Origin of the sequence: Phyllobacterium sp. SB3, assembly GCF_040009165.1 — a bacterium.
Taxonomy (GTDB): domain Bacteria; phylum Pseudomonadota; class Alphaproteobacteria; order Rhizobiales; family Rhizobiaceae; genus Phyllobacterium.
Window position 1 is genome coordinate 130,959 of the sequence record NZ_JBDYKI010000008.1, and the last position, 11,907, is coordinate 142,865.

At 54.1% G+C, this 11,907-nt stretch carries 16 protein-coding genes; 5 read left to right on the forward strand and 11 right to left on the reverse strand.

Features of this window, described 5'->3' with window-relative positions; all coding sequences use genetic code 11:
* The 11 genes from ABKW30_RS24025 to ABKW30_RS24075 are packed head-to-tail and all read right to left on the reverse strand — an operon-like array spanning position 1 to position 7,225.
* On the reverse strand, positions 1-270 hold the full coding sequence (locus tag ABKW30_RS24025) for a flagellar biosynthetic protein FliQ (RefSeq protein ID WP_348601467.1): 270 nt from the start codon (positions 268-270) through the stop codon (positions 1-3).
* 2 nt (positions 271-272) lie between these two features.
* On the reverse strand, positions 273-932 hold the full coding sequence (sctR, locus tag ABKW30_RS24030) for a type III secretion system export apparatus subunit SctR (protein ID WP_348601469.1): 660 nt from the start codon (positions 930-932) through the stop codon (positions 273-275).
* Positions 925-1,983: a type III secretion system cytoplasmic ring protein SctQ gene (sctQ, locus tag ABKW30_RS24035; RefSeq protein ID WP_348601470.1), complete on the reverse strand. Its 1,059-nt coding sequence runs from the start codon at positions 1,981-1,983 to the stop codon at positions 925-927. Before sctQ ends, sctR begins: the two co-directional genes overlap by 8 nt.
* A gap of 2 nt (positions 1,984-1,985) precedes the next feature.
* The gene (locus ABKW30_RS24040; protein WP_348601471.1) at positions 1,986-2,480 is read right to left on the reverse strand and encodes a YscO family type III secretion system apparatus protein; all 495 of its coding nucleotides are present in this window, start codon (positions 2,478-2,480) and stop codon (positions 1,986-1,988) included.
* Positions 2,477-3,823 (reverse strand): FliI/YscN family ATPase, encoded by a 1,347-nt coding sequence (locus ABKW30_RS24045; protein ID WP_348601472.1) that lies wholly within the window; start codon positions 3,821-3,823, stop codon positions 2,477-2,479. Before ABKW30_RS24045 ends, ABKW30_RS24040 begins: the two co-directional genes overlap by 4 nt.
* Complete coding sequence (locus tag ABKW30_RS24050) at positions 3,820-4,422, reverse strand: FliH/SctL family protein (RefSeq protein WP_348601473.1); 603 nt, start codon at positions 4,420-4,422, stop codon at positions 3,820-3,822. The genes ABKW30_RS24045 and ABKW30_RS24050 overlap by 4 nt, the downstream gene beginning before the upstream one ends.
* On the reverse strand, positions 4,422-5,099 hold the full coding sequence (locus tag ABKW30_RS24055) for a type III secretion protein (protein ID WP_348601474.1): 678 nt from the start codon (positions 5,097-5,099) through the stop codon (positions 4,422-4,424). The genes ABKW30_RS24050 and ABKW30_RS24055 overlap by 1 nt, the downstream gene beginning before the upstream one ends.
* Complete coding sequence (gene sctJ, locus ABKW30_RS24060; protein ID WP_348601475.1) at positions 5,096-5,884, reverse strand: type III secretion inner membrane ring lipoprotein SctJ; 789 nt, start codon at positions 5,882-5,884, stop codon at positions 5,096-5,098. The genes ABKW30_RS24055 and sctJ overlap by 4 nt, the downstream gene beginning before the upstream one ends.
* 13 nt (positions 5,885-5,897) lie before the next feature.
* Positions 5,898-6,308 (reverse strand): hypothetical protein, encoded by a 411-nt coding sequence (locus tag ABKW30_RS24065; RefSeq protein WP_348601476.1) that lies wholly within the window; start codon positions 6,306-6,308, stop codon positions 5,898-5,900.
* A 36-nt stretch (positions 6,309-6,344) separates the two neighbouring features.
* Positions 6,345-6,533 carry a hypothetical protein gene (locus ABKW30_RS24070; RefSeq protein WP_348601477.1) on the reverse strand — a complete coding sequence of 63 codons (189 nt, stop codon included), beginning with the start codon at positions 6,531-6,533 and terminating at the stop codon, positions 6,345-6,347.
* Entirely contained in the window at positions 6,533-7,225 is a 693-nt protein-coding gene (locus tag ABKW30_RS24075; RefSeq protein WP_348601478.1) for a type III secretion protein, read from the reverse strand. Before ABKW30_RS24075 ends, ABKW30_RS24070 begins: the two co-directional genes overlap by 1 nt.
* Positions 7,226-7,601: 376 nt before the next feature.
* Between ABKW30_RS24075 and ABKW30_RS24080 the strand changes: the two genes are divergently transcribed.
* From ABKW30_RS24080 to sctV, 5 genes are all read left to right on the forward strand, one after another.
* Entirely contained in the window at positions 7,602-7,766 is a 165-nt protein-coding gene (locus ABKW30_RS24080) for a hypothetical protein (RefSeq protein ID WP_163025336.1), read from the forward strand.
* 133 nt (positions 7,767-7,899) lie between these two features.
* Entirely contained in the window at positions 7,900-8,811 is a 912-nt protein-coding gene (locus ABKW30_RS24085; RefSeq protein ID WP_348601479.1) for an FHA domain-containing protein, read from the forward strand.
* Between the two features lie 113 nt (positions 8,812-8,924).
* Entirely contained in the window at positions 8,925-9,317 is a 393-nt protein-coding gene (locus tag ABKW30_RS24090; RefSeq protein WP_348601480.1) for a hypothetical protein, read from the forward strand.
* The gene (locus ABKW30_RS24095) at positions 9,314-9,649 is read left to right on the forward strand and encodes a type III secretion protein (RefSeq protein WP_348601481.1); all 336 of its coding nucleotides are present in this window, start codon (positions 9,314-9,316) and stop codon (positions 9,647-9,649) included. Before ABKW30_RS24090 ends, ABKW30_RS24095 begins: the two co-directional genes overlap by 4 nt.
* Positions 9,646-11,787: a type III secretion system export apparatus subunit SctV gene (gene sctV / locus ABKW30_RS24100; protein ID WP_348601482.1), complete on the forward strand. Its 2,142-nt coding sequence runs from the start codon at positions 9,646-9,648 to the stop codon at positions 11,785-11,787. The genes ABKW30_RS24095 and sctV overlap by 4 nt, the downstream gene beginning before the upstream one ends.
* Positions 11,788-11,907 lie beyond the last annotated feature (120 nt).

Sequence of the window (11,907 nt, forward strand, 5' to 3'; positions counted from 1 at the left end):
CTAACGCGTCATCGCGGGGAAGCTGTCGAGTACATGGCTGGCCAGATTTGCGACCTGCACGGCAAGAGTCGGCCCAAGCACGATAAGCGTCAGCATGACAGCAACAAGCTTCACCGCCTGTGGCAATGTCTGATCCTGGATCTGGGTCAGCGCCTGTATCAAACCAACGCTGATGCCGATGATAATTGCGATCCCCAAGACGGGCGCCGAAGCGAGCAGAACGGTCAAAAGCGCATTCTGCATTTGTGCGAGAAAAGCGGTTTGACCCACGGCTATGTGCCTCCATAACTTAATATGAGACCATGCATCAGGCGGGACCAGCCATCGACTGCCACAAACAGAAAGATTTTCAGGGGAATCGAGATAAGCGTCGGAGACACCATCATCATGCCCATTGCCATCAGCACATTTGAGACGATCAAATCGATGACCAGAAACGGCAAATAGAGCAGGAAGCCGATCTCGAAGGCGCGGGTGAGTTCCGAACTTACAAACGCCGGAATCAGCACAAGCAGACTATCCGGCTTGAGATCAGCGCGTGCTTCCGGCGACCAGACATTCTCGGTTGCTTGCAGGAAGAACTGCCGTTCATTCTCGTTGGTGAACTTGGAAAGATGAGCCTGCAAGGGCGGCCGCAATGCTTCAGCCGCGGCCCTCATGCTCTCCACTGACTGCGTATCCACCTGCTGAGCTTCAAGAATGCGGTACATCTCGCCCACCAGCGGAGTCGTCACATAAACCGTCAGGATCAGGGCAATTCCGTATAGCACCAGATTGGGCGGTGATTGCTGGATGCCCAATGCATTCCGGATAAGAAACAATACGATGGAAATCTTCAGAAACCCGGTCATCGTCACAACGGCAAGCGGGATCAGCCCGATAACCGAGACAATAATGATAATCGGGATGAGATTGGTCTGATACTCACCCAAACCGAACTACCCTTACGCCGAGACCGGCACCGATCTTGACCAGCTCGCCGCTGCCAACCAGACGTCCATTTGCCAGTATGTTCACAGCGTTTGTAGCGCTTGCAGCAGTAGGAACCACGCTGCCTTCGCCAAGCTTGCGAATTTCACTTAACGGCAGTTCACAGCGGCCGATTTCGAAGACCAACTCCACCGGAAGATCATCGACTTGTTCAAATCCTGCCGACCCGGCAGAGTTGGAGTAGGATTGCGACATTGTCGAGTTCTCCCCGTTTTTGGCAGATAGGCTCCACCCGCTGGTAAGTTTGTGTGTTTGTCCGTCAGGTGTAACAGAAGCAACGAAGCGCCCGGAAAGAATGGCGATAGGGTCGGCTTCAGGCGATTCTCTACGCAGGATCACATCACCGGCCCGCAGATCGCGCAGTTCAGCCACTGTTACGACCTGCGTTCCGGCACAAAGCTGTACCGGAAAATCGATGTTCGAAAGCAGTTCGGCCGCGTCATTTGGGTCTGCTTGTTTGAGAGCGGTACCAAGGAGTTGCGCAGCATCGCGTGTGAGATGCAGTTCCGCATTGCGTGGATAGTCATCAAAATCGAGAACCCACGGCAGCACGATGTCGTAGCTTACGGTCTCTTCCCTTTCGCCAAAGCGAATGGGGTGTCCGATGATTTCTTCAAGCCTGTCCAACTGTTCGGAAAGCACATACTCGATCAGGATACTGCGCTGGCGCGGCTCAAGACTGGCGATCATTTTGGTGATGCCGAAGCCCTGCACAAGCCGCTCAAGCGTTCCGGCGGATAGTACCAGCTTGCAGGCCCACGGTCCTATGGCAACCGGCACGGCGACAGGGTTCAGAAGGAGCGAGGCCTGATCAGCAAGATGCACGCCGATTGCAGGTCCGCTATTGGTCAATCGCACGGAAACGCTATTCTTCGGGAAGAGGTTCAAAATGGCGATATGATCCGGGTCGACTGACGGGAGCCAGTTCAAAGGGTCTTTTTCACCGCCGGTTTTGTTCTTTGAAAATGTCTGCGTTTCTGCGAGCATGTTCATCCTCAAAGTCCCTTGTGAACTGGTGATGCGGGAGGCCTTTGCTGATCCTCATCCTCCAGTTCCGTCATCAGGCCTGCACGTTTGTCTTTCTTGATGCCTTGCTTCTCAAGAAGAAGTTCAAGCTTGTCGTGCTGGCGTAGTTTAGAAAGGTGCTCGGCTGCCTTTTCGCGGGCCTTTTCGGCTTCTTCCAGAAGTTTGCCCTTCGCCTGCTCTTCCATTTTCTGGAGATGAGCAGCCTGATAGGTCAGTGCGGTTAGTGCATCCTGATAATTATCCAGCGCCTGTCGCCCGAGCAATTCGCCGGACATTTGTTCATACATCGCGGCCTCGCGGTTGAGGCGGCTTTCATCATTCTGGACGATCCGGTCTGCGGCGGCATTCACGGCCATTGCCGCAGCTTTTTCCGCATTCTGCTGGCGGATGGATGCTTCTTCGGCAAGTCTCGTGCGTAACTTACGTAGCTCCATGAGTTTTTGCAGGTTTTTTTCCTGACTCATGTGAGAAGTCCCTGCAATTGCATTTCAGTTTCGGTGAAACCAAAATGTTCGTCACTGCCTTGACGGAGAAACTGCTCGATCTGAGAATGCCTATCGAGTGCTTCGTCGGATCGCGGATCGGCGCCCCTCTTATACTCTCCAACGCGCAGCAGCAGTTCGATATCTTCATAGCGTGCCATGAGATCGCGAACTTTGGCGGCATTGACGCGGTGCGATCTGTTCGCCACCGCATCCATCAGGCGGCTGCGGCTTCGCAGTACATCGATGGCCGGAAAATGGTTGCGTTGGGCAAGCTCGTTACTCAAAACTATATGCCCATCAAGGATGGCCTTTGTTTCCTCGGCCACTGGATCGAGAGTTCCATCACCCTCGGTCAAAACAGTGTAAAGTCCGGTGATGGAGCCACCAAGGCCGGGACCGGCGCGTTCAAGCAGGCGCGGCAATGCAGCGAATAATGATGGTGGAAAACCGCGCCTTGTCGGCGGTTCACCTGCTGCCAGACCGATTTCGCGCTGCGCCCGGGCAAAGCGGGTAACGCTGTCCATCAGCAACAAAACATGCTGTCCCTGATCGCGGAAATACTCGGCAATCGCCGTCGCACCATAAGCAGCTTTGACGCGTTCGATCGCCGGGCGGTCAGAGGTTGCGACGACAACGACGGATCGTCTCCGGCCTTCTTCACCAAGCTGGATGTCGATAAACTCGCGCACTTCACGTCCACGTTCGCCGATCAGGGCAATGACGATAACGTCTGCCTGCGTGCCGCGTACGATACTCGAAAGCAGGGATGATTTACCGACACCGGCTTCACCGAATATGCCGATGCGCTGTCCCCGCGCCACCGTCAACAGACCGTCAATAGCTTTTACGCCAAGCTGCAGCGGATACTGGATAAGATCGCGCTGCAACGGTTGAAGCGGAACATTGTGTGTCGGATAATAAGTTCCGGTATGCAGTGCTGTCGGCAAGCCGGTGCGGCTGAGGACTTCACCAAGCGGATTAAGCACACAGCCCAGTAATTGCGGCCCAACAGGGATTTGCAGCGTATGACCTGTAGGGATCACCTCTGCACGTGTCGACATGCCGTCGAGATCACCGATCGGTGTAAGAACAGCTTCTTCGTCATGAAAGCCGACAACTTCAGCAGGGACAATTTTTCCTGAGACCGGATCGCGCAGATGGCAATATTCACCGATCCGCACCATTGAGACGGTTGCGTGCACGATAATGCCGGTGATCTTGCGAATACGCCCGCGAACCGGACGCGTATCTGCCTTGGCTGCAGTATCCTGCAACCTTCCCATGAGAAGGCTGAGATCGGGCGGGTTGAACTCTCGTTTCATTCAGCCGCCCCGTCAGACCGTTGGGGCGCTACAAGGGCTTCCCGGATGGCGGAAAGCTGTGTTTCAAGCCCGGCATCAACGACAGCTATTGCATTTGAAAGCACGCATTTGGTGCCGCTCAAACGTGGGTCGGGAAGAACCGTGATGTTCAATGAAGGATTGACGTAATCAGAGGCGATGCGCCGTGCGACGTCTTCGGCAATGTCCGGTGCAACGGTAATTGTGATGTCACGTTCGCGCTGAAACCCCTGCAAGGCATGCTGCGCAAGTTTTGCAACCAGTTCGGCATCGTCGAACTTGCCGAAAATTCTTGAAATGATGGAGAGGCTAAGGTCAACAAGCTGCTGGTCGAGAGCGGCAACGTAGTTATTGACGCGTGCGGTCGTCGTTGTCAGCAGGGCTGAGGCCTCAAGGGCTCCCTGCTGAAATCCTGCCTCGTAACCTTCCTTGCGGCTTGCCTCCCGGATGTCATGGATGCGGTCCATCTGGGCTGCAGCTTCGGTTCGTGTTGCTTCGATAAACGCAAAGCCGTCGACCCAATGCTGGACATCCTGCTCGCGGATAATTTTTGATCCCGGTAACATGGGCAATTCGGTCATCACGTCTCCTCTTGTGGCAGTGAGGAGTCCAGATGTGAAGCAAGCCTGCGCATGATGGCTGCACCCAAGGCGCGCTGTTTTGCATCCGGGAAGGGTGTGAGTGACCGGTCATTGGCGTGTTTCAGGCGTGCCCATGCTCCAACGGCAGCAGGTAATGCCGCATGCCAGCTTGCAAGGCAGTGATAGCCATCGGTCTCAAGATTGATTTCGAGTGTGTCGAGACTTTCGGGGGCGGGAAGATTGCCTGCAAGATCCCGGTTGGAAAGAGCCGCTTGAAATGCCTCCTCACCGATGCGCCGCTTTATCTCGGCCACTTCATTGGTGCGAATTTCGCTGGCCAGAAACTGGGCCCAGTAGACTGCACCCGCCAGCGGAATCAAAGTGGAAATCTGATCGGCTGGCCGCACCATCAGTTGAATGTCCGCCGGGTCGAGACTGGCTGGCTCCGTCAATTCCGGTAGTGCGAAATGATCCATCAGCAATAGTGCGAGCTGCTGCTGCACTCTGCTTGAGGCTTGAAGCTTCGCTGCGACTTCCCGTGAGATCACATTGTCATAACAGGCGGCAATACGTTCCGGGTGGACGAGCTTTGCCGGATTCGAAACGAAGGTGTTCCAATCGCCTTGCCCGGATAAGGAATCTGCGGCCTCGCTCTCGGTACCGGGAACCTCGCTCACTTGGCTGGTCCTACCGGTACAAGTGGGTAAACTCGTCTACGCTTTTTCTGCCAGAAGAGGTAACCAAGGGCTCCTCCAAGGCCGAGTACCGCGAGAACCAGTATGCCGAAAAGCCATTTGGCTTTGGCGGCACTGGCAGGAAGCATCCAGATGCCGAGGAATGATGTCAGCTCGGTACTGGTGCCCGTGGTTGGACTTGCTGTTGCAACAACAGGAATGACGGATACCTTTTCATAGGTCAGACCCGCAATGCCATTGGCAACCAGCGTCTTGATCTGGGGAATCAGCGTATTGATATCGAGGTTGGGCTCATGGCGGATAAAGACCGAAGCGGAAGCTGGAACGGCATTGCGTTGGAGCGGATCATTGTCGGGCAGAACAACATGGACACGGGCGGAGACGACACCATCGATTTCCGAAACGGTGCGCGATAATTCCTCGCTTAAAGCAAAAATCATCTGCGCCCGTTCCTGAACGGGAGAAGCGACAAGTCCTTCCTGTTTGAAGACGCTGCCCATTGTTGCGAACTGCGTCTTTGGGAGTCCCGCTTCATTCAGGATCGTGACCGCCTGGGCGAACTGGTCTTCATCAACCGTAACGGAGAGCTTTCCATTCTTCTGCAGAACCCGTCCCGCAGGGATACCTTTCTGGAGCAGGGCGGCAACCATGGCATTGGCCTCACGCTCTTCAAGATTGGTATAAAGGTCTTCCTTGCAGGCTTGCAGCGTAAGGCAGATCGTTGCCACGATCAGGCATCGCGGCAATAGTCTTTGTACCGGGCTCATTTCCATGCGACGCTTACTGGCCTTTAACGAGTGTATTTGCTGCGCCGGTCATCTGAGTCGTGCCGCGCACGACCATCTGCGTTTCGATCGAATGATCGAACACGGTGCCCAGCTCCTGAACCACACGGGTAATCGCGTCACCTTCAACCTTTGTCGACGTGTTGCCGCTCAATGCTGTATTGGTGAAAGATTGCGGCGTGCTTTTCTCTGTCTCGTTGCTGCGGTTGACGAACTTCCCGCTGCGTTCGACAAACCCTTTCAGGTCATTAACAAGCGAGCGTCCAAGGTCCGCCGGACTCGCTCCATGGGGGAGCGTCTGAATATTCGAGGACATGTGCTCGAATAGATTCTGTGAAGCGACTGACTGGGTTGCCGTCGCATCGACCGGCACTGTAGCGGCTACGGCTGCCGAAACTGCTGTCATGACAAATTCTCCGTCTGATCCGGACCTGAAAAGTCCTTATTCGTCCTCGGACATTGCTTCGTTCAACATCTCATTGGCAATCTTCATCATTTCCTGACCGATCAGGGAAGTGCCGCCAGTCATCAAAGCCTGATTCAACGCTTCGTCAAATTGCTGCTCCTGTTCGGATGGCGTTGGTTCGTTGACTGCCTGCGTTGTAACATTGGAAATTGACGGTGTTCCCATTATTGCTCTCCTGTCTGCTGTCCAGCGCCTGCTGAGGTTTGTCGGCGCATGTTGTTTTGCCCGGCATTCCGGGGTTCGGTTTGGGCTATTTCTTCCACGACTTCGTTTTGCTGGCCACCTCGAAAAACCCGTACCCGAGGATCGTCTGCCGTTGCCTGGGGTGGTGGCTGAACAGTCGAAATAACCTGTTGAACCATCGCGATGAAAGCTGGAGGACCTGATACCCGCAAAGCGGGAGCATTAGGCGTGGACCTGATCGAGAAACGATCATCCATAAGATCAAGGCGCTCGACTTCGTTGACAACCATATCGCCATTGGCACGGCCAAGGTCGATGATTTGTGTTGCAAACTCTTCGCTTGAATTCATGTGGAGGATCGATCCATCATAATACCAGATCAGCCCATTGGCCTCAGCCAGCCTTGTCAGGAAGGCACCTGCGGTATCGGCACGGACTTCGCCCCGAACCTGACCGCGAATCTTGTCGGATAGCGCAACAGGAACCCCGAGATTCCGGCCGAATTCCCTCAGTGCATCGCGAATGTCCTGATTGATGAGAACGTAGGAATATTGCTTGCTGAACCAGTCGGGTGCGGCTGCAAATGCTGAACCGGCAGACATTGAAACGAAGCCCGCAGTAGCTATCGACACAACGAGTGCTCGCAAATGCCTGGCGGTCATCGGAAAAGTCATGCGAAAGCACCCTTTAATACGAAGTGTCACACTTACCTCTATAACAGCAGTGAAACATATGCAACGCAACTATAAACTAAATGTAGTTTGACCCTGCTGACATTTTTTGTCAGTAGTAATATCATATATTTTGAATAGTTCAAATTTTGAATTATTTTTGATCTTGCAACGCACAAGATTGTATTGATACGATTCTCAGATCAACTATCGTTACAAATTGTAATATGAACTGAACTTTGTTAAATTGCCTTCTCTATTTTTTCATACTATCACCGACTACTAGCCAGTTCGCTTAATCATATGCCACGGCTGGCGCCGAGACAGTATGAATCGGTTGGATTTCTATGAATGAGTGTCAATCTCAAGGAGAAATAGCATGGCTGTTCAAGGTGTTGGTGGCGGGGCGACGGGATCGGACGCTTCAATCGACAAGATGACGCAAGCGTTTGACAAGGCGATTGAGAAGTCAGCAAAGATTACCGAAATCACGACTGAAAAGAAGGTGGCACTTGATGCTGCCAAGCAGCGTCCAAACAACTGATTTTGACGTTTGCGCAGAGGGCTCTTGCCTTCTGCGCAAATCCTTATTGCCGGTCGGGGGCCTTTTGCCAGTTTGAGCCCGATGTAAAGACGTATTGAAATACTTCGAATACTTTGCAAACGAGGCAAATGCCATGGGCTCCGTCGTACGGTTTCAGGAACCAAAAACAGCGCTGTTGCTGCGTGTAACGGCAGGTGTTCATGATGGAGTTCTGCTTCCTCTGGAAGGCAGCTCCTATCGTCTCGGTTCAGCGGCAGATTGCGATCTGACGCTCAGCGACCGCGCTGTTGCCGCCCATCACATGACACTGCAGCTTCAGGGATCGAATGTCCTGATCGAAGCCATTGAGGGCGATGTTGTCATTGACGGTGACACGCTTGTGCCGGCCGGTCATGGCGTGCGTTCACCCTTGCCTTTCGAGTTCGAGATCGGCGGTGCAACCATCGCGCTTTCATCGCCTGTGTCCGGGACAGATGGCCTGCGCAAGATGCCACGAGCCAGCTGGATCGCCATCGGCGGCGGTGCACTGACACTTTTGACGATTGCTGCCGTACAGGCAGGCGTCGGTGACTTTCTCGGCTCGGGCAATGCGCCTGTTGCCCATCTTGCGGCCAAGCATGGTCAGGTTGTCGAAAGCATTCATGCTCCGGCAGCCGATGGGCCGGTTGCAGCATCGCTGAAGACCAGGCTGGCGGAAATCGGTCTTTCCGGTCTTGAAGTCGATGCAGACGGAACGCGGCTTACCGTCAGCGGCGATCTGTCGGCCGATGATCAGAAGGCATGGGCCAATATCCAGAACTGGTTCGACCGCACCTATGGCGGCACCTATGTCTTGACCAGCATGGTCGGGGCAATGGCGCCGAAGGTCCACCCGAAGTTCAATTTACAGGCTGTATGGTTCGGGGATGCGCCCTACGCCATCAGTTCAGACGGAACGCGGCTTTATAAGGGAGCCGCGCTCGAAGATGGCTGGATCATCAAGGACATTCGTGACGGCAGGCTTATCGCAAGCAGGCAAGGCGAAGAATTCGTCCTCACGTTCTAGCTCAACGCGCATAACCCCAGGAATTGTATTCGATTTTTGGAAGGACTTATGCGCCGGATTAATAGTTGCTGCGTCTTTGCAATGGAGACAAAACGCGGTGATGGGGGATGCGAATGGCACTTGACGTTCGTCGGCAGGATGAAAGGATTCGGGCACAACTCGGGTCCGTCTCCGCACGTCCGGATGCCACCCGGGTCGAGCAAGCCCAATCAAAGGCGTTCGATGCATCGCTGGCTCGCTCCGAGCAGGCGGCAAGACGCGCCAAAGAGCCTTTTATCGGTCAAATTGGACGTCTGAGAAAGCCAAAGCTGGCAAATCCGGGCGTTTTCGATCTGGCACGCTCACAGGAGATTCTCGACTACCTTATCAATGACCTGTTGCCGGAGCTCGATATCGACGAAGAAATCGCGGCTATCACCGCGTCCATGCTGACGGAGGAGATAGACAGCCGGCGTGAATTGCAGGAGCGGCTCAGCCTTGCGCAAAATCAGGCATTGGGCCAGTGACACAGCAGCGCCGGGACAGTGTCGAATTTCTTCATGGGCTCGGTTACCTCTATTGCAGGGCCGGTCAGCCAGAGCGTGGACTGGTCTTTCTGTTGTTGGCAGCAAAGATTGCGCCGCACGAAACCTCAGTCCTCAGATCGCTTGCGGCAGTATTTGTTGAAACAGAATCAGCCACGCGTGCACTGACTGCAATCGACCGGATTGAAGATATTGAAGGAACGATTGCACCCAACCTTTCGCTGCTCAAAAGCAGAGCGCAGTGGCTTCGCGGCGAACACGACCGTGCCCGCGAAACCTTTCAAGACTATGTAGAACGGAGGCGGTCGGCATGAATATTCTCGCCTCGCTTAACCGCTTAGCACGAGCTGCTTCCAAGCGTTCTGACATTGTCATTGCGGCTTTCATGCTTCTTGCCATCATCATGATGATCATTCCGCTGCCGACATTTCTTGTCGATATGCTGATTGGTATGAACATTGCCTTCAGCTTGCTGATTTTTGTTGTGGCGTTCTACATCTCAAAGCCCGTGCAGTTTTCGGCTTTGCCTTCGATTATCCTGCTTGGCACGTTGTTTCGACTTTCGCTGTCTATCACCACGACCCGCCTGATTCTGCTTCAAGCCGATGCAGGCCAGATCGTTGCCGCTTTTGGTGATTTCGTTGTGGGCGGCGAAGTCGTGATTGGTCTGGTTGTCTTCCTGATTATTACCATTGCCCAGTTCGTCGTGATTACGAAAGGTGCCGAACGCGTTGCTGAAGTCGGTGCGCGCTTTGCCCTTGATGCCATGCCCGGCAAACAGATGAGCATCGACAGCGAAGCCCGCAGCGGCGATATCGATCAAGCTGAAGCAAAACGCAGGCGGCAGGGTCTGGAGCGCGAAAGCCAGTTCTACGGTGCCATGGATGGCGCCATGAAGTTTGTCAAAGGCGATGCGGTCGCCGGGTTGATCATTATCGCTATCAATCTGATTGGCGGCCTTGCCATTGGCTCGTTACAGCATGGCATGCCGTTCAGCGAGGCGGCACATACCTATTCACTGCTGACCGTCGGCGATGGTTTGATTTCCCAGATACCGGCGCTGATGATGGCGGTTGCCGCAGGTACAGTTGTGACACGCGTTACCTCCGACCGTAATGAAGATCTGGGTACCGAGATCATCGGGCAGCTGGGTGCCAATCATCGTGCTCTGGCCTTGGCAGCAGTTATCCTGTTCGGCTTTGGTGTTGTTCCCGGGTTCCCGACTTTCGTCTTCTGGACGTTGTCAGCATTGGCTGGCGGGCTTGCATATGTCGTCCACAAGCGGGCTGTCCAAGCGCAGCAGGACGGTATTGAAGATGATAACGGCAATGTGGTCCAGATTGGCAATATAACCAAGCCACAGCTCGCTTTGGGTGATGGACAAACGGGACTTTTGCCCGGTTCTCAACGTCTGGTTCTTTGCCTCGGCTCGCATCTCGCCGAGACAGCCGCGCTACCGGTCTTGCAGGAGAACATCGAGCAGGTCCGCAGCAACCTCTTCACGGACATTGGCGTTCGGGTGCCTCAGATCGGTATCCGCATGGATTCGATGCTGGAACCCGATCAGTTCCGAATCGATCTTGAAGATGTCCCGGTTACCGATGGCATAATTTTCATCGACCAGATTCTGGTGACGGATGAAACTGTCCACCTTGAACTCATGTCCATCCCCTATCAGGTGCGTCCCGTCCTTATTGGGCGCAATGATTCGATATGGGTCGAGCAGCGTCACCGGCAGACTCTGGAAGATGCAGGCATAACATTTCACGAGCCGGTTGCGGTTCTGATGGAAGTCCTGACGCGCTCGGTTCGCCGTTATGCAGCCGATTTCATTGATGTACAGGAAATCCGGTTTCTTCTGTCGCAAGTCGAAGATGACTATGGCGATCTCGTCAAGGAGGCTGTGGCAGTTTCATCCTTGCAGAAAATCTCTGAGGTTCTTCGCAGGCTGGTCGAAGAGGATATCCCGATCACCAATCTGCGCGTCATCCTGCAGGCCATCGTGGAATGGGGGCCGCAGATACAGAATCCTTATGTACTGGCGGAATATGCACGTATCGGATTGGCAAGGCAGATTTGCCACCGGCATTCGGAAATGAACCGGATTGTTTCAGCCTATTTGCTGACCCGGGAAACTGAAGATGCCGTCCGTGCCAGTGTGAATCAGGGCCCGGGCAATCCTTCCATCAATATTCCGGAAGATATTTCGCGTCCGATCATCGAACAGCTGAAAGGCCGCTTCAATGGCAGGGATACGGATATCGTCAGAACGGTGCTGACGACAATGGATATTCGCCGTCCGATCAGGAATCTCCTGATTCGTAACGATATCAATCTGCCGGTCCTCTCATATCAGGAAATATCGCCGGAATTCAGTGTGCAGTCTCTTGGCTATATCTCGCTACCGGCCTCTGGGCCGATGCGGCAGATCGGGGCAGGGGCAAATGAGTAAGCGTTTGATCAGTTTCCGTAACCAGCAACATCAGAATGTGGTGGACAATTACCCTATGCTCATACTGAATTCCTTTAGAAGGACCCGGCCAGCAGCAAGGCTGCCACTGCCGGGGTTTAT

Bases quoted from the DNA above. Each gene is read 5' to 3' on its own strand.
- ABKW30_RS24040 (WP_348601471.1), bottom strand. From the start codon at position 2,480: ATGAGTCAGGAAAAAAACCTGCAAAAACTCATGGAGCTACGTAAGTTA.
- ABKW30_RS24075 (WP_348601478.1), bottom strand. From the start codon at position 7,225: ATGACTTTTCCGATGACCGCCAGGCATTTGCGAGCACTCGTTGTGTCG.
- sctJ (WP_348601475.1), bottom strand. From the start codon at position 5,884: ATGAGCCCGGTACAAAGACTATTGCCGCGATGCCTGATCGTGGCAACG.
- ABKW30_RS24050 (WP_348601473.1), bottom strand. From the start codon at position 4,422: ATGACCGAATTGCCCATGTTACCGGGATCAAAAATTATCCGCGAGCAG.
- ABKW30_RS24090 (WP_348601480.1), top strand. From the start codon at position 8,925: ATGGCACTTGACGTTCGTCGGCAGGATGAAAGGATTCGGGCACAACTC.
- ABKW30_RS24065 (WP_348601476.1), bottom strand. From the start codon at position 6,308: ATGACAGCAGTTTCGGCAGCCGTAGCCGCTACAGTGCCGGTCGATGCG.
- ABKW30_RS24045 (WP_348601472.1), bottom strand. From the start codon at position 3,823: ATGAAACGAGAGTTCAACCCGCCCGATCTCAGCCTTCTCATGGGAAGG.
- ABKW30_RS24085 (WP_348601479.1), top strand. From the start codon at position 7,900: ATGGGCTCCGTCGTACGGTTTCAGGAACCAAAAACAGCGCTGTTGCTG.
- sctV (WP_348601482.1), top strand. From the start codon at position 9,646: ATGAATATTCTCGCCTCGCTTAACCGCTTAGCACGAGCTGCTTCCAAG.
- sctQ (WP_348601470.1), bottom strand. From the start codon at position 1,983: ATGAACATGCTCGCAGAAACGCAGACATTTTCAAAGAACAAAACCGGC.
- ABKW30_RS24070 (WP_348601477.1), bottom strand. From the start codon at position 6,533: ATGGGAACACCGTCAATTTCCAATGTTACAACGCAGGCAGTCAACGAA.
- ABKW30_RS24080 (WP_163025336.1), top strand. From the start codon at position 7,602: ATGGCTGTTCAAGGTGTTGGTGGCGGGGCGACGGGATCGGACGCTTCA.